General features: G+C 71.0%; 16 protein-coding genes. 7 read left to right on the top strand and 9 right to left on the bottom strand.

The window, feature by feature from the left end:
* The first annotated feature begins 12 nt into the window (after nt 1–12).
* The gene (locus ABZ953_RS10840) at nt 13–831 is read left to right on the top strand and encodes a maleylpyruvate isomerase family mycothiol-dependent enzyme (RefSeq protein ID WP_361720085.1); all 819 of its coding nucleotides are present in this window, start codon (nt 13–15) and stop codon (nt 829–831) included.
* 12 nt (nt 832–843) lie between these two features.
* On the opposite strand, the gene ABZ953_RS10845 is transcribed toward ABZ953_RS10840, so the two are convergent.
* Entirely contained in the window at nt 844–1,230 is a 387-nt protein-coding gene (locus tag ABZ953_RS10845; protein WP_361720088.1) for a VOC family protein, read from the bottom strand.
* A 305-nt stretch (nt 1,231–1,535) separates the two neighbouring features.
* Between ABZ953_RS10845 and ABZ953_RS10850 the strand changes: the two genes are divergently transcribed.
* The 4 genes from ABZ953_RS10850 to ABZ953_RS10865 all read left to right on the top strand — a co-directional run bounded on the left by ABZ953_RS10850 (nt 1,536) and on the right by ABZ953_RS10865 (nt 5,128).
* On the top strand, nt 1,536–2,762 hold the full coding sequence (locus ABZ953_RS10850; protein WP_361720091.1) for a serine hydrolase domain-containing protein: 1,227 nt from the start codon (nt 1,536–1,538) through the stop codon (nt 2,760–2,762).
* Between the two features lie 188 nt (nt 2,763–2,950).
* Entirely contained in the window at nt 2,951–3,802 is an 852-nt protein-coding gene (locus ABZ953_RS10855) for an aldo/keto reductase (RefSeq protein ID WP_361720094.1), read from the top strand.
* Nucleotides 3,803–3,911: 109 nt separating this feature from the next.
* The gene (locus ABZ953_RS10860) at nt 3,912–4,775 is read left to right on the top strand and encodes an ABC transporter substrate-binding protein (RefSeq protein ID WP_361720097.1); all 864 of its coding nucleotides are present in this window, start codon (nt 3,912–3,914) and stop codon (nt 4,773–4,775) included.
* A gap of 23 nt (nt 4,776–4,798) precedes the next feature.
* On the top strand, nt 4,799–5,128 hold the full coding sequence (locus ABZ953_RS10865) for a DUF952 domain-containing protein (protein WP_361720100.1): 330 nt from the start codon (nt 4,799–4,801) through the stop codon (nt 5,126–5,128).
* 10 nt (nt 5,129–5,138) lie between these two features.
* On the opposite strand, the gene ABZ953_RS10870 is transcribed toward ABZ953_RS10865, so the two are convergent.
* Together ABZ953_RS10870 and ABZ953_RS10875 are read right to left on the bottom strand one after the other, a co-directional pair.
* Entirely contained in the window at nt 5,139–5,885 is a 747-nt protein-coding gene (locus ABZ953_RS10870) for a MerR family DNA-binding transcriptional regulator (RefSeq protein ID WP_361720102.1), read from the bottom strand.
* Nucleotides 5,882–6,493 carry a CGNR zinc finger domain-containing protein gene (locus ABZ953_RS10875; protein ID WP_361720104.1) on the bottom strand — a complete coding sequence of 204 codons (612 nt, stop codon included), beginning with the start codon at nt 6,491–6,493 and terminating at the stop codon, nt 5,882–5,884. Before ABZ953_RS10875 ends, ABZ953_RS10870 begins: the two co-directional genes overlap by 4 nt.
* A 91-nt stretch (nt 6,494–6,584) precedes the next feature.
* Here ABZ953_RS10875 and ABZ953_RS10880 point away from each other — a divergent pair, with 91 nt between their 5' ends.
* On the top strand, nt 6,585–6,971 hold the full coding sequence (locus ABZ953_RS10880) for a PPOX class F420-dependent oxidoreductase (RefSeq protein ID WP_361720107.1): 387 nt from the start codon (nt 6,585–6,587) through the stop codon (nt 6,969–6,971).
* Here ABZ953_RS10880 and ABZ953_RS10885 read toward each other — a convergent pair.
* Both ABZ953_RS10885 and ABZ953_RS10890 read right to left on the bottom strand, forming a co-directional pair.
* Nucleotides 6,961–8,013, bottom strand: coding sequence for a tetratricopeptide repeat protein (locus ABZ953_RS10885; RefSeq protein ID WP_361720110.1), 1,053 nt, complete (start codon nt 8,011–8,013; stop codon nt 6,961–6,963). The genes ABZ953_RS10880 and ABZ953_RS10885 overlap by 11 nt on opposite strands.
* A gap of 187 nt (nt 8,014–8,200) precedes the next feature.
* Nucleotides 8,201–9,226 carry a hypothetical protein gene (locus tag ABZ953_RS10890; protein WP_361720209.1) on the bottom strand — a complete coding sequence of 342 codons (1,026 nt, stop codon included), beginning with the start codon at nt 9,224–9,226 and terminating at the stop codon, nt 8,201–8,203.
* A 245-nt stretch (nt 9,227–9,471) separates the two neighbouring features.
* On the opposite strand from ABZ953_RS10890, the gene ABZ953_RS10895 reads away from it, so the two are divergent.
* Nucleotides 9,472–11,439 carry a M13-type metalloendopeptidase gene (locus ABZ953_RS10895; protein ID WP_361720113.1) on the top strand — a complete coding sequence of 656 codons (1,968 nt, stop codon included), beginning with the start codon at nt 9,472–9,474 and terminating at the stop codon, nt 11,437–11,439.
* Nucleotides 11,440–11,494: 55 nt separating this feature from the next.
* Here ABZ953_RS10895 and ABZ953_RS10900 read toward each other — a convergent pair whose 3' ends face one another.
* The 4 genes from ABZ953_RS10900 to ABZ953_RS10915 all read right to left on the bottom strand — a co-directional run.
* A complete protein-coding gene (locus ABZ953_RS10900; protein WP_361720116.1) occupies nt 11,495–12,985 on the bottom strand; it encodes a hypothetical protein in 1,491 nt (496 codons plus the stop codon).
* A 241-nt stretch (nt 12,986–13,226) separates the two neighbouring features.
* A complete protein-coding gene (locus ABZ953_RS10905) occupies nt 13,227–13,634 on the bottom strand; it encodes a rodlin (protein WP_361720119.1) in 408 nt (135 codons plus the stop codon).
* 131 nt (nt 13,635–13,765) lie between these two features.
* Nucleotides 13,766–14,110: a hypothetical protein gene (locus ABZ953_RS10910; protein WP_361720122.1), complete on the bottom strand. Its 345-nt coding sequence runs from the start codon at nt 14,108–14,110 to the stop codon at nt 13,766–13,768.
* Nucleotides 14,111–14,115: 5 nt separating this feature from the next.
* On the bottom strand, nt 14,116–14,535 hold a 420-nt coding region (locus ABZ953_RS10915), incomplete at its 5' end, for a cbb3-type cytochrome c oxidase subunit I (RefSeq protein ID WP_361720125.1).

Genomic DNA, 14,535 nt, shown 5'->3' on the forward strand with positions numbered 1-14,535 from the left:
TACCGTGACGACATGACGCGCCCCAGCCCCGGCCGCAGAGCGGTCCAGGACCGTTACGCCGACCGAATCGTCGACCAGACAGCCCAGTTGACCTCTGCCGTCGCCGGTGCGAAGGCCACCGCGCCCGTGCCGGGGTGCCCCGGGTGGACCCTCGCGCACCTGCTGCGCCACGTCGGCGGCACGCACCGCTGGGCCGAGACGGTCGTACGCACCCGGGCCACCGGACCGGTCCCCGACGAGCAGGTCAACCATGTGACGCCCGAGGCGGACGACGACATCCCCGCTCTCTCCGACTGGCTCACGGAAGGGGCCGCCCGATTCGCGGACACCCTTCGGGAGGCGGGCCCGGACGTCGAGGTGTGGACGGTGGCCCCGGGCGGCACGCCGCTCTTCTGGGCCCGCCGCATGACGTACGAAACCGTCGTCCACCGCTTCGACGCGACGGCAGCGGTCGGCGGCACGTACACCCTCGACGCGGACGTCGCGCTCGACGGTCTCGACGAGTGGATCGAGTTCAGCGCCCTGAACCAGGCGTACGAGACGCAGGACGCGCGGCGCGCGCTGCTCGGCCCCGGCCGCACGCTCCACCTCCATGCTACGGACGCCCCCGAAGGGATGGGGGAGTGGCTGATCGACCTCACCGGGGAGCCGATCACCTGGGCCCACGCCCACGCGAAGGCGGCCACCGCCGTACGAGGCCCGCTCACGGACCTCCTGCTGCGCCTGTACCAGCGCCGCGGGCCCACCGAGGCCGACGGCGTCGAAGTGCTGGGGGACGAGGCTCTGTTCACCGACTGGGCATGGGGCGCGGGCCACTGGTTGCGGAGGTGACGTGCGCCTGCCCTACCCGCCGTGCATGATCTGAATCAGATTGCCGCACGTGTCGTCCAGGACCGCGACGGTGACCGGACCCATCTCCGCCGGTTCCTGGGTGAAGCGCACACCGGCCGCGCGCAGCCGCTCGAACTCCGCCCGCACGTCGTCCACGGCGAAGGCCGCGGCCGGGATGCCGTCCTCGACGAGCGCCGACTTGTACGGCTTCACCGCGGGGTGCCCGTCCGGTTCGAGCAGCAGCTCGGTTCCGTCGGGCTCGTCCGGGGAGACCACGGTGAGCCAGCGTTCTCCTTCCGACGGGTCCTCGGCCTTCTTCACAAAGCCCAGCACGTCCGTGTAGAAACGCAGGGCCTTGTCCTGGTCGTCGACGAAGACGCTGGTCAGGTTGATCCTCATGGGGATTCCTCCGGTGGATCGGGTGAGGGTCTGAGCGGACGCCTGGCGGGACAGCCTCAGACGGCGCTCGGTCACCAGCTTCGCGCATTTCTCGAACAGCGTCCGGCAGCGACTTGCCTGTCAGGGTGGGGTTCTCCGTACCTCCCGTCAGGGGGGCACCTCCATGGCGTGCGGCTGTCCTCGCATGGGTGAATGATCTTGCGCCGAGCGAACCGCCCGGCGACTTGCTCGGTACTCCAACTCCCGTTATCCGCACGGCTGGTGGAGTGACTCCGAGCTACTCCCAGCGAGGTGAGGTAACCACCATGACGCAGCTGCGAAAGTCCTCCATGCGTGCCACCGCCCACCCCCGGTCCGCCCCGGTGCGCCGCAAGGTCGCCCTCGGCTCGGTGGCGGCGATCGCGGTGGCGGCCACGCTGGCGATGCCGGTCTCCACCGCGTGGGCCGGGTCCGACCACGACCGCACCGGTTACGGCCGGGCCGACCTCCAGCGGGACCTTGACGACATCGTCCGCAAGGACGGGGTGGTGGGCGCCGAGGCCACTCTGGTGGACGGAAAGCACCGCAACTCCGTGCGGAGCGGAACCGCCGACCGCGAGACCGGACAACCGGTCCCGCGCCAGGGCTACTTCCGGATGGGCAGCAACACCAAGACCTTCGTCTCCACCGTCGTGCTGCAACTGGTCGCCGAAGGCCGAATACGCCTGAACGACACCGTCCACCGGTGGCTGCCCGGCGTGGTCGACGCCAACGGCAACGACGGCCGACGGATCACCGTACGCGAGTTGCTGCAGCACACCAGCGGCCTGCCCGACTACGACGATAGCCTGCCCATCACCGACGAGGCGGAGTTCCAGAAGCACCGCTTCGACCGCTACGAGCCCCGCGAGCTGGTCGACATGGCCGTGCGCCACCGGCCCCTCTTCGAGCCCGGCAAGGGCTGGAGCTACTCCAACACCGGCTACATCCTGGTCGGGATGATCATCGAGAAGGTGACGGGGCAGCACTGGAGCGACGAGGTGCGGGAGCGGATCATCGAGCCCCTCGGCCTGAAGCACACGTTCTCCGCGGGCACGCGCACGGGGCTGCCTCAGCCGCATGCCAAGGGCTACCAGCAGTTCAAGCCCGGGGGCCGCTTGGTCGACAGCACCGAGGTGAGCATGACCTGGGGCGGCTCGGCAGGCGACCTCATCACCACGTCGAACGACCTCACGCGCTTCTGGCAGAGCCTCCTCGGCGGCAAACTGCTCGCGCCGCGGCAGATGGCGCAGATGCTCAGGACGGTGCCCGCCCCGGAGGCGAGCGAGAAGGTGGCGACGGAGATGGGCCTGGGCATCTTCCGGACGCGGCTCAGCTGCGGAGGCTGGTCCTGGGGGCACGGCGGGACCACCCTCGGCCACCTGAACGCCAACGGCTTCACCGACAAGGGCAAGAAGGGGGTCATCGTCATGCGGTCCACCAACCTGGCCTCGGAGGATCGCGACGACCGCACCGACCGGCTCGTCGACACCGCACTGTGTGCGAAGAAGTGACGCCCTCTCCGTGACCGCCTCTCCGTGACCGCCCCCCCCGTGAGCGCCGCTTGCGCCATACGGGGGGCGGTGCCGACCACGCGGGACCCCGGTCGGCGGTCCGGGCGGGCGCCGTGGGGGAGGGCGGGCGACAGTGGACTTGCCGGTGGACGCCGACTGGCCCTGCTCGCGGCAGCGAAGGAAGCACCATGGAGTACGTCACCCTGAACAACGGCACCGAGATGCCGCTCCTCGGCTTCGGTGTCCACCAGATCCCGCCGGAGCTGACGGAGCAGGCCGTCTCCGAAGCCCTCGCCGCCGGATACCGGCTGATCGACACCGCCGCCGCCTTCGGCAACGAGGAGGCCGTCGGCTGGGCGATCAAGAGCAGCGGCATCCCGCGCGAGGAACTGTTCGTCACCGCCAAGCTCTGGGTGCAGGACGCTCCCGCCGAGGACAGCACACGACGCGCCTTCGAGACGTCGCTGGCCAAGCTGGGCCTCGACCACCTCGACCTGTACTTGATGCACCAGCCCTACGGCGACGTGTACGGACAGTGGCGCGCCATGGAAGCCCTGCACCGCGAGGGCCACGCCAGGGCGATCGGCGTCGCCAACTTCTACCCCGACCGGCTGATCGACCTCACCCTCAACAACGGCGTCACGCCCGCGGTCGACCAGATCGAGACCCACCCGTTCTTCCAGCGCGCCGCCGACCACGACGTCATGCGCGAGCACGGCGTCCAGATGCAGTCCTGGGGCGGCTTCGCCGAGGGCAGGAACGACCTGTTCGCCATGCCGTTGCTGCGGGAGATCGGCAAGCAGTACGGCAAGTCCGTGGCACAGGTCGTCCTCCGGTGGCTGATCCAGCGCGGCATCGGCGCGATCCCCAAGTCGGTCCGCGCCGGACGCATGGCGGAGAACATCGACATCTTCGACTTCGAACTCTCCGACCATCAGATGGCCCAGATCACCACCCTTGACACCGGGGAGTCGCAGTTCTTCGACCATCACGATCCGGAGATCGTCACCTGGCTCACCCGGCGACGCCTGGACGCCTGACGGCCGTGTGATGGGCCCCGTGTACTCCTGGGTGCGCCCGGGCAGGTAGCACCGGGACGGCCACGGCACGACGGGCCACGGCGCGGCACGGCAGGAGGGGGCGGACATCATGGCACAAGGCATGGACCGGGGCTGGGAGTTCACCGACGACCGGGACCACCTGGTCAGGACAGGGCGCCGCCCGTCCCGGCCGGTCGCCTACGTGCCGACCGGCGCGGCACTGTACGACCACGGCATACGCCCCGCAGGCCTCTTCGGATCGGCGCACGACGACCCGGCCCTGCCGGACCCGGCCAAGACGGGCAGCCTCCCCCCGACGGGCCTGCCCTACTTCGGTGCCGGCCCCGCACTCGACCTGGACGCCCTCCTCGCCGCCGCGCCCGACCTGGTCGTGGCGCTCACCTACGGCGGCGGGCAGGTCTACGGCATCGACCCGGAAGCCGCCAAGCACCTGGAGGAGCACGTCCCGCTCGTCGTGCTCGATGTCGGGGGCGGCCGCAGCCTCGCCGGTATCCGGGACCGCGTCACCGCACTCGCGCGCAGCCTGGGCGCCCCGGCGCGCCCCGAGGCGGACGCCGAACTCGCCGCTGCCGAGCGCCGGTTGACCACCGCGGCCGCGGGACCCGCACGGCCGCGTGTGCTCGCCCTCTCCCCGGCGGGCCCCGACGCGGTCCACCTGGCCAGGCCGTTCGCCTGGCCCGACCTCGCCGCGCTCACCGGTTTCGGCGTCGGCCTCGTGGACCCGGACCCCGGGCAGGGCGCCAACTGGTCGACCACCACCTGGGCGGCGGCGGCCGCACTGGAGCCGGACCTCGTCCTCACCGACGTGCGCGGCAACGCGGCGCCGCTGGGCGACGTCTTCGGCCCCGGCGTCCCCGCCCTGCCGTGGAACCCCGAACTGCCGCCCAGCGCACGGCAGCACGCCTACTTCCACACCGCTCTCGCCGAAGCCCTGGAGGCCGTCCAGCCCTGACCCGTACCGATTACCGTTGATCCATGACGCTACTGCTGCACATCACTGAGCGCGCCCTGTGGGACGCGGCCCGCGAGGCCGGGACGTACGAGATGTCGACCCGTGGGAAGACGCTCAGCGAGGAGGGCTTCATCCACTGCTCGCTGCCGGAGCAGCTGCGGGGCGTGGCCGAGTTCCTCTATGGGGACTATGCGGGCCCGGACGACCTTGTGGTCCTCACCATCGACAGCGAACGCCTGACCGCGCCGCTGCGCTTCGAGGCCGCGAAGCCCGGCGGCGTCGAGTTCCCGCACCTCTACGGGCCGCTGCCGGTGGCCGCGGTGACCGACGTGACTCCGTGGGTGAAGGTCTGACGCCGATCGCTCACCCGGCCCCGGCATCGGCCCCGGACCGGTCCGCGAGGTAGCCGTGCAGGTGGGCCGCGCCCTCCAGCATCGCCCGTGCCTGCTGGTTCAGTGCTGTCTCGCGCTGCGCAAGCGCCGAGCGGAGCGCTCCGACGCTGCCGCTGCGGCGCAGGTCGTCGAGGACCGGGCGGATCTGCGGCAGCAGGTAGTGGCTCTGCCGGAGCATGTGGACGATGCGTGCGTCGCGGACGTCGGCGGGGAGATACGAGCGGTAGTGCGTGCCCGGATCGCGGGACGGCGTCAGGAGTCCGGCGGCCTCCCAGACCCGCAGTGCCGAGGCGCGCACGCCCAGGTGGGCGGCCACCTCTCCGATGCGCAGCCGCGAGCGCGGCAGGGCGGGGGCCTCGGGTCCGTCCTCCGCGACGGCTTCCAGCGCTTCGCCCGTCGTCCGCAGCGCACCCCGCTGATCGTGCAGGACGGCGTGCCCGGCGTCGACCAGCGCCAGCGCCCGCTCCACGTCCCCGGCGTGCACGGCCCGCATGACCTCCTGCGCCGTGCCCGAACCGTGGCCGCGGACCAGGGCGCGGTAGACGAGCAGGGCCTGCCGGTGTCCCGCGTCGAACCTGCGGTAGCCGGTCGGGGAGCGCGGGGCGGGCGGCAGGATGCCCGCGTCGGCGTAGTTGCGGATCTGCTGCGGGGAGAGACCGGCCGCGCGGGCCAGATCGACGGGGCGCAGCGTCCCTGCCACGCGTTCCGAGGTGCTCATCCCCGCTCCTCGTCGGAGCGGCGCGCGCGCAGCGTCCTGACCTTGTTGCGGTTGCCGCAGTGCTCCATCGAGCACCAGCGGCGGCGGCCGGGGCGTGAGGTGTCGACGTAGATCAGGCAGCAGTTTCCGGCCGAGCACATCCGGATGCGGTGCGCGAACGGCCCGGTCAGGAGCTCCACGGCGTCGCGTGCCACGGTGGCGAGCAGGCGGGTCCCATCGGCGGGGCCGGACCAGCAGCGACCGCCGTCCGGTGCGACGGCGGGAGCCAGCGGCGGGTGGGCGGCGGCTTCGTTGATGACGTCGACGTCGGCCGGTTCGGCCGGCCCGTCGAGGGCTCGGGCGGTCGTCGCGCGGAACAGGGCGTCGCGCAGCCGCCGGGCGGCGGTCACCTCGGCGTCGGACACCTCCACCACCGGTGTGGGCGTCAGCCGCGACCGCTCGGCCCACGCGGTCAGGTCGCCGGGCGCGTGCAGTATCTCGTACCGCTGGAACTCGCCGGGGCCGCCGGTGGTGAGCAGCTCCAGGCAGAGCGTGCCGGGGTCGAAGCGGTAGGTGGATCCGCTGCGGGACGTCATCGGCATGCCGGGGGACGGCAGAGGCTGTTCCATGTAACCAATATAAGGGGTTACGTGATCTGTCCTTCTGTCCTTCCGTCCCGCCCGCCGAGTCCGTCCACTGGGCCGGACCTAGACTCGCGGCATGGTCGATACCCTGCTGACGCGGCTCAGCACCGGAAAGTACTTGCTGGTCAGCAGCTACAAGAAAGACGGCACCCTGGTACCGAGCCCCGTCTGGGTCGTCGCGGACGACGGCGCGCTCGGCATCTGGACGCCCGGGGACTCCTGGAAGGTGAAGCGGATCCGCAGGCGCGCGGACGTGATGGTCGGACCGTGCGACCGGCGGGGCAAGCCCACGGGCGAGCAGGTGCCCGCCACCGCCGAGATCTGCGAGCCGGACGACACGGCCCGCTACCGCACCCTGATCCTGCACAAGTACGGGGTCGTCGGCTTCCTCACCCTGTTCGGCAGCAGGGTCCGCCGCGGCCTGAAGGGCACGGTCGGAATCCGCATCACGCTCACACGCTGAGGGCGGTCGCAGCGGTCGCAGCGGTCGCGGCGGGCGTCGTCTCGGCGCGGAAGGCGACCACCATGTCGCGCGCGTGCCGCAGGCCCATGCGGCCGAAGTCGGCCTCCAGCACGGCCAGTTCGGCGAGTGTCGCCTCCCTGTCCCGCCCGAGCCGCGCCCGGCACTTCGCCAGGCCGAGCCTGGACAGCGCGGAACCGCGCGGCTCACTCATCGCGTCGAACTCCTCAAGCGCGACGGCGTAGGTGTCCTCGGCCGCCGCGTAACGCCCGGCCCGGTACAGGACGTTGCCGCGCATCTTGTGGTTGTAGGCGAGCGCGCTCGCCAGGTCCATGGCCCGGCACACCTCCTCGGCCTCGGACAGCAGGGCCAGCGCCCGGTCCGGCTCGCCCCGCAGCGAGAGCACGTCGGCCACGCCCCGCAGCGACCAGGCGCGGCCCCGCGCGTCGTCCGCGTCGGTGGCGACGCGGACCGACTCCTCGAACAGTTCCAGGGCCTTCGCGTGGTCCCCGGAGTTCCGGTGCATCTGCGCTATCCCCGTCATCGCCCAGACCATGTGCCGCGCCTCGCCGCGCGCCCGCCCCTGCTCGAGGAGCTCCTCGTGGAGCGCGGCGACGGCCGCGTAGTCGCCCTGGATGCGGCCCGTCTCGGCGAGACCCGCGAGCGCGTAGCCGTGCGCGAGGTCGTCGCCGCTGCCCGTGGCCAGCTCGACCGAGTGCGCGAGCAGCCGCCGGGCGAGCGGCAGTGCCCCGCACTGCCGCGCCAGGGTGCCGCCGCTCCACAGCGCCCAGGCCATGGCCCCGCCGTCCCCGGCGGCACGCGCGTCGCGGTAGCTCTGCCGCCAGGCGGCGCCCGCGTCGTCGACCAGGCCGAGCCGCCGGCTGGCCTCGGCGAGCGCGAGGGTGGCCCGCGCCCGCTCGGCCGCGCCGCCCGCCCGGGAGAGGGCACGGCCCGCGGTGGCGCGGACCTCCTCGTAGGAGGAGTTGACGGTCAGCTCCGAGCGCAGCTCGCCCTGGTACTCCGGGGCGAATGCCTTGACGTACATGGATCCGAGGCCTCTCGATCAGTCGGCACAGTGACGTGATCAAGAACCTACGAGCCGGGCCCGGGGCGGCGAATCCCTCCCGGTGCGGGTCATCGCGTACGACTCGAGTGCTACGGACGAGGCCGTGATCAACCTCGGGGCGTACGGGACGTACGGGACGGAGTCCGGACCGGGAGGGGGGAGAGCGTCAGGAAGAGGCCTGCTCCTGCTGGGCGGTCGCCGTCTGGAGGGCGGTGATGCACGCGCCGATGGCCTGCTGGAGGTCTTCGAGCCGCCGCACCATGTCGTCCTCGTAGATGTCGTCGATCTCGTCCACATCGTCGAACGTCAGCTCTTCGAAGACCTTCGTCGCCTTCTGCAGGCTGCTGTAGAACTTCGCGCGCCGCTCCTGCACCCGCAGCTCAGGGTCGCCCTGAACCGTCTGTGCCACCATGTCGCGGACCGTGTCGTACGCCTCGCGCGCCCACTCGCCGGAGTCTTCGCCGTTGTCCAGCTCGTCGATCAGGGAGAGGTGGCGCTCGGCCTCCTCGCGCAGCTCGGCGGGTGCGTCGATCATCTGCCCCGCGGGGGTCTTGACCTGGCCCTTCTCCACGATCTGGCGGACGTAGTCGACGCGGTCGCCCGCCTTCGCCTCGGCCGCCACGGCCTTCTTGAGGTCATCGGCGCGGACGATGTCGCGGACCAGCTCCGTGCGCAGCGCCGGGTCCTCGTCGAGGCGGTCCATCAGGGCCTTGCGGGCCGCTTCGGCGGTGCCGGGGTCGGCGAGGATCGCGGCGCGCAGGGCGGTGGGGTTCTCCGCGACCTCCAGCGCCTTGGTGGGCCGGATGCCCTCGGCCTCGGCTGCCTCGGTGATCGCCTCGCCGCGCCGGGTGAGGGCGCTGGAGCGGGCGGTGTAGTAGGACAACCAGATGTCGGCGTCGGGGAGTTCGACGTCCATGCCGGGGGAGAGCGCCTCGAAGTGCGGGACCATGCCGTCGTCGGCGGCCTTGTCCCAGGCCTTGTAGTAGCGCATGACGCGGTCGGCCGAGCAGCCTGCCAGCTCGGCGAACTCCTTGGCCGAGACCTTCGGCGTCTCGCCCGCGCCCTGTCCGCCGGGCCGCACGCTGCGGGCGACCTTGAGACCGAAGGCCCAGCCTCCGGTGCGCGCGTACGCCCCGAAGTCACGGGCGTCCTCGGCGACCAGCTCTGCCGCGTCGGGCTCCGCGGACCACATGGCTTCCTCGGGGGCGGCGCTCGCCTCGGAGGTGGTGGCATCCTCGGAGGGGGAGAAGGCTACGGTCACGGATGTTCTCCTGGGTGTCACATGTGTATGGATGTCACAGGCGTACGAGATTGACGTAATAGTTTATCTCTCCTATTGAGATGTTTTGCGCGCGAGTTGGCGTGCTCCCGTGACTCCGCACGGTCACCGCCATAATGGCCGTCGTGTCGGGGCGGCCGCTCGCATAGGCTGCCTGGATGAGCATTCTGGATGACGCCCGCCCGGGCATGAACCCCGAGATCCGACCGCAGGACGATCTCTTCGGACACGTCAACGGCGTCTGGCTGGACACCGAGAAGATCCCCGAGGACCGCTCCAGCTGGGGCCCCTTCGTGCAGCTGGCCGACACGGCGGAGCAGCAGGTCAAGACGATCATCCAGGAGCTGGCGGCGCAGGCCTCGGCCGACCCCGGCGCGGCCTCCGAGGACGCCCGGAAGATCGCCGCGCTGTACGCCTCCTTCATGGACGAGGAGACCATCGCGGCCCGCGGCCTCGCCCCCGCCCAGCCCTTGATCGACGAGGTGGTGGCCCTGCGGGACACCCGGGAGCTCGCCGCCTTCCTCGGCCGTTTCGAGCGGATCGGCGGCTCCGGCCTCTTCGGCTCGTACATCGACTCGGACGACCGCGACTCCGACCGCTACCTCTTCAATCTCCTCCAGGGCGGGCTCGGCCTGCCCGACGAGTCGTACTACCGCGAAGAGAAGTTCGCCGAGATCCGCGAGAAGTACCTCGCCCACCTCACCGAGCTCCTCGCCCTCGGCAAGCACGAGGACCCGGCCGGCGCCGCGCGCACGGTTCTCGCGCTGGAGACGAAGCTCGCGGCGGGACACTGGGAGCGGGCCGAGACCCGTGACGTACTGAAGACCTACAACCTCACCACCCTCGACGAACTGACCACGCTCGCGCCGGAGTTCGACTGGCGCGGCTTCGTCACCGGGCTCGGCGGCTCGGACGCCACCATCGCGGAGACCTGCGTCCGCCAGCCGTCCTACCTCGCCCACCTCTCCACGGTCCTCGCCGAGGTGCCGATCGAGCAGTGGCGGGACTGGGCGCTCACGCGCGTACTGCGCTCCTGCGCGCCGTACCTGACGGACGACTTTGTACGCAACAACTTCGAGTTCTACGGCCGCACCCTCAACGGCACCCCGGAGCTGCGCGCCCGCTGGAAGCGCGCCGTCGCCCTCGTCGAGGGCGCCATGGGCGAGGCCGTCGGCAAGGAGTACGTCGCACGGCACTTCCCGCCGTCGTCCAAGGCGATGATGGACGACCTCGTCGCCAACCTCCTCGAGGCCTACCGCCAGTCGATCGCCCGCCTCGACTGGATGACCGACGAGACGAAGGAACGGGCGTACGAGAAGCTCGCCACGTTCCGCCCCAAGATCGGCTACCCCGACACCTTCCGCGACTACTCCGCGCTGCAGGTCTCGGCCGACGACCTGCTCGCCAACGCGCAGGCGGCGTCCGCGTTCGAGTCCGACCGGGAGCTCGCCAAGATCGGCTCGCCGGTCGACCGCGACGAGTGGTTCATGCTGCCGCAGACCGTCAACGCGTACTACAACCCGGGCACCAACGAGATCTGCTTCCCCGCGGGCATCCTGCAGAAGCCGTTCTTCGCGCCGGACGCCGACCCGGCGGAGAACTACGGCGGCATCGGCTCGGTCATCGGCCACGAGATCGGCCACGGCTTCGACGACCAGGGCGCGCAGTACGACGGCGCGGGCAACCTGAACGACTGGTGGACCGCCGCGGACAAGACCGCCTTCGAGGCGAAGTCGAAGGCGCTCATCCAGCAGTACGACGCCTTCTCGCCCCGCAACCTCCCGGGCGAGTTCGTCAACGGCTCGCTGACCGTCGGCGAGAACATCGGTGACCTGGGCGGCCTGACCATCGGCCACACCGCGTACCTCATCGCGCTCGACGGCGCGCCGATGCCCGAGAACGACGGCCTCACCGGCTCGCAGCGGCTCTTCATGAACTGGGCCTACTGCTGGCGCACCCTGCGCCGCAAGGAGCAGGAGCAGCAGTACCTGACGATCGACCCGCACTCGCCGCCGGAGTTCCGCGCCAACATCGTCCGCAACCTCGACGAGTTCCACGAGGCGTTCGGCACGGCGGAGGGCGACGGGCTGTGGCTGGACCGTGCGGAGCGCGTACGGATCTGGTGACGCACCCCGTCCGAGCGAGGGCGTGAGCGAAGGGCGGCGCACGCCATGCTGAGGTTCAAGGGCTGACGCCCTCGCTCCCGTCCTCGCCCCCGTCCTCGCTCTCGTCTTCGTAGAGACCTGCCAGGCTGCTGACGCACTGCTCGGCGACCGTCCCGGCGAATCGTGGGCAGGTCCAGGACTCCGGGCTGCGGTCCGTCTCCACCGGCGGGAACTCCTCCGGCGCGTAGAAGTGCGCCATGCCGTAGCGGAACTCCGCGTAGCGCAGCTTCGGGTGCTCGTCGTCGTGTGCGCACTCCTGCGGGCGGGGAGCGGCGGCGACGGCGCGCATCGTCTTGAGGATGCCCCGGACGACCGGGAGCGGCGGGCTCGGGTACGAGTTCTCCGCCGCCTGGTAGGCGGTGACGAGCAGCACCGCACGTTCCCGGCCGTCGGCCTCCTCGTACCGGCGAGCGGCCCAGAGGCTCAGATCGTCGGCGTACTCCTCGTTCCAGCTCCGCGGTTCGAGCCGTTGCACGATCTTCTCGATGTCCAGCCGCCCGTCCGCGCGCAGATACTCGGCGTCGACGTGGGAGGTGTCACGGTCCCCGAAAAGCGCCTCGCGGCGCGCACGCAGCAGCGACAGCGTCTTCTCCGCGACCTCCGCCATGAAGACCGGGCACACGACGTGCTCCAGGGGCGCGCCCCGCCCCGACTCGGCACGGTCCCGCTCGTAGACCCCGCGGCCACCGGGACTGCTCAGGATGACGCCGACCTCGGCGGCCTCCGGGCCGCTGTCGGGCAAGGTGGCATGCCATGTGTGCGCGCACGACGCACCGGCGAAGTGCGGCAGCGTCTTTTCCACCGCCTCGACCAGGTCGTCGAGCACCGACTTCGTCCGCACCATGCCGGAGACGGCGTACCAGGTCACCGCCCGGACCACCAGCAGGTGCCCGGCACGGTCCGCCGGTTCCGCGCGGGACAGGCTCCAGCCCTGCGAGGCGATCTCGTCGTCGATGTCGGTCCACGGCTTCGGGTAGCCGTGCAGCAGCGCCGACAGTGTCTGGATGGCCTCCTGGGCCTCCGCGGGCAGCCGCGGCGGGACGTCCGTGACCGAGCCCGGCTCGACGACGTCCAGGGCGATCCGCGCGAACCCGGCGACATTGCGCGGACAGCCCCACTCCTCACGGGGCCGGTCCTCGTGCCATTCGACCTGGTCGTCGGCGAGTTCGGAGAGCCGTTCGGTGAGGTTCATGTCGTCCTCGCCGTCATGGCTCTCGTACGGGTGGGAGGCGTGGTCGCACGGCCGGTCCCGCAGCGCGCGGTCGGTGGCGGCAAGGGCCGCCGTGGTGGCGTCGACGACACCCTCGCCCGGCAGCCAGGTGACGTAGGGGGACATCACGACAAGGCCGAACGTCCATATGTACGCGGACTCGCCGCCGGGGTCGTCGGCGAGACGGGCCGCGCAGTCGAGGACCGTGCGGTCGTAACCGTCGTCGCGGGAGGTCCGGTACTCCTCCCGTACCTCGTCCCAGGCCTGGAAGAGCTCGCCGAGCGTCGTGCTGTCCATGTTCATCATGATCTTCACGACGCCGGTTGCGACCCGCGGAGTTCCGTCCCCGGCGATGAAAACCGGGTCCGAGGCCGGGTGGCCCATGGCCGTTGACCTGAGCGGGTGGCACCGGCAACACCTGCGCGAACAACTGACCAGCCGTATCGGGCCGAAGGGCTGGCCCCTTCGGCGCACGGAAGGCCCGGCACCTGAGTGCCGGGCCTTGCGCGTGTGCCTGGAAGCCTGGAAGGCGGAGTTCCTACCGGTTGGCGGTGCCGTTGCCGGAGAGGGCCGAGATGTCCTCGGCGATGTGCGACAGCGGCTCGTCCTGCTTGGCCTGCGTGGAGTTCTCGGTGCACTGCTGGTTCTGCGGCGCCGAGAGGATCGGGATGTCCTGGACCGCGACCGGGACGAGGATTCCCACGAGGGCGCCGACGTTCGCCTTGACGGGGATTCCGACGCAGACCTTGTTCAGCGAGCCCTGGACCGCGGTGAGCTGAGGGCTCTGCGCGCCATGGGTGGCGCTGTTGCCGAACGCCTGCCCGGCGCCGTTTCCGCTGGCGCTCTGGGTGCCGGTGTCGTCGCCGATGGCGGCCGCACTCCCGGCGCCACCGGCCAGGGCGAGGGCAGCGAGGCTCAGAGCGAGGGGCAGGTTACGGGTACGCATGTCACTCCAGAGGTAACGTCGACAAGGAGACGTATCAGAACATCCGCCTATGCCCCGGCCGGGCATATTCACCCATTGGCAGAGTGTCGGTGTAGCGGTGCTGACGAGGCTGCGCGGCTTCCGCTGTTCCGCTACAGGACGGAACCCGCCACCAGGGCCACGAGCGACGAGGCGAGGGCGAGCCCCAGCAGGCCCCGGACGAGAAGGCGTTGGCGCAGGACGCGGTACGTCTCCTCGTACTCGGTGCGCAGTTGGTGCCCGCGGCGGGCGATGTGCTGCCAGCTGTGCCGGGTGAGCGACAGATGCTCCTCGGCGTAGAGCTGTTCGACCTCGGCGCGCTGCGTATCGCTCAGCCAGGGGAGCCGCCGGGTGAAGTGCTGGGCAGCCGTACGGCCGTCGGCACGGGCCGCCTCCACGAGGAGATGGCCCTCGACCTCGTTGATGAAGGCCCGCACCTGCACGGTTCCGTCGTCCATCGCCGTCACCGCAGGGCCCGCTGCTCGGCCGCCGCGATCTCGGGGTGGTGCAGGTCGAACGCGGGGGATTCCGAGCGGATGCGCGGCAGGGACTCGAAGTTGTGCCGCGGCGGCGGGCAGGAGGTCGTCCACTCCAGCGAGCGGCCGTAGCCCCACGGGTCGTCGACCTCGATCTTCTTGCCGTACTTGGCGGTCTTCCAGATGTTGTAGAAGAACGGCAGGAACGACAGGCCGAGGACGAAGGAGAAGATCGTCGACACGGTGTTGAGCGTGGTGAAGCCCTCCACCGCCAGATAGTCGGGGACCCGGCGGAGCATCCCGCCCGTACCGAGCCAGTGCTGGACGAGGAACGTGCCGTGGAAGCCGATGAACAGCGTCCAGAAGGTGATCTTGCCGAGGCGCTCGTCGAGCATCTTGCCGGTGAA

Source organism: Streptomyces sp. NPDC046465, assembly GCF_040646035.1.
Taxonomy (GTDB): Bacteria; Actinomycetota; Actinomycetes; order Streptomycetales; family Streptomycetaceae; genus Streptomyces.

Excerpts from the sequence above, each read along its gene's own strand:
- ABZ953_RS10870 (WP_361720102.1), bottom strand. The coding sequence starts at position 5,885 with ATGAGCACCTCGGAACGCGTGGCAGGGACGCTGCGCCCCGTCGATCTG.
- ABZ953_RS10855 (WP_361720094.1), top strand. The coding sequence starts at position 2,951 with ATGGAGTACGTCACCCTGAACAACGGCACCGAGATGCCGCTCCTCGGC.
- ABZ953_RS10845 (WP_361720088.1), bottom strand. The coding sequence starts at position 1,230 with ATGAGGATCAACCTGACCAGCGTCTTCGTCGACGACCAGGACAAGGCC.
- ABZ953_RS10850 (WP_361720091.1), top strand. The coding sequence starts at position 1,536 with ATGACGCAGCTGCGAAAGTCCTCCATGCGTGCCACCGCCCACCCCCGG.
- ABZ953_RS10890 (WP_361720209.1), bottom strand. The coding sequence starts at position 9,226 with ATGTGGTCCGCGGAGCCCGACGCGGCAGAGCTGGTCGCCGAGGACGCC.
- ABZ953_RS10840 (WP_361720085.1), top strand. The coding sequence starts at position 13 with ATGACGCGCCCCAGCCCCGGCCGCAGAGCGGTCCAGGACCGTTACGCC.
- ABZ953_RS10885 (WP_361720110.1), bottom strand. The coding sequence starts at position 8,013 with ATGTACGTCAAGGCATTCGCCCCGGAGTACCAGGGCGAGCTGCGCTCG.
- ABZ953_RS10865 (WP_361720100.1), top strand. The coding sequence starts at position 4,799 with ATGACGCTACTGCTGCACATCACTGAGCGCGCCCTGTGGGACGCGGCC.
- ABZ953_RS10895 (WP_361720113.1), top strand. The coding sequence starts at position 9,472 with ATGAGCATTCTGGATGACGCCCGCCCGGGCATGAACCCCGAGATCCGA.
- ABZ953_RS10910 (WP_361720122.1), bottom strand. The coding sequence starts at position 14,110 with ATGGACGACGGAACCGTGCAGGTGCGGGCCTTCATCAACGAGGTCGAG.
- ABZ953_RS10860 (WP_361720097.1), top strand. The coding sequence starts at position 3,912 with ATGGCACAAGGCATGGACCGGGGCTGGGAGTTCACCGACGACCGGGAC.
- ABZ953_RS10900 (WP_361720116.1), bottom strand. The coding sequence starts at position 12,985 with ATGGACAGCACGACGCTCGGCGAGCTCTTCCAGGCCTGGGACGAGGTA.
- ABZ953_RS10875 (WP_361720104.1), bottom strand. The coding sequence starts at position 6,493 with ATGGAACAGCCTCTGCCGTCCCCCGGCATGCCGATGACGTCCCGCAGC.
- ABZ953_RS10905 (WP_361720119.1), bottom strand. The coding sequence starts at position 13,634 with ATGCGTACCCGTAACCTGCCCCTCGCTCTGAGCCTCGCTGCCCTCGCC.
- ABZ953_RS10880 (WP_361720107.1), top strand. The coding sequence starts at position 6,585 with ATGGTCGATACCCTGCTGACGCGGCTCAGCACCGGAAAGTACTTGCTG.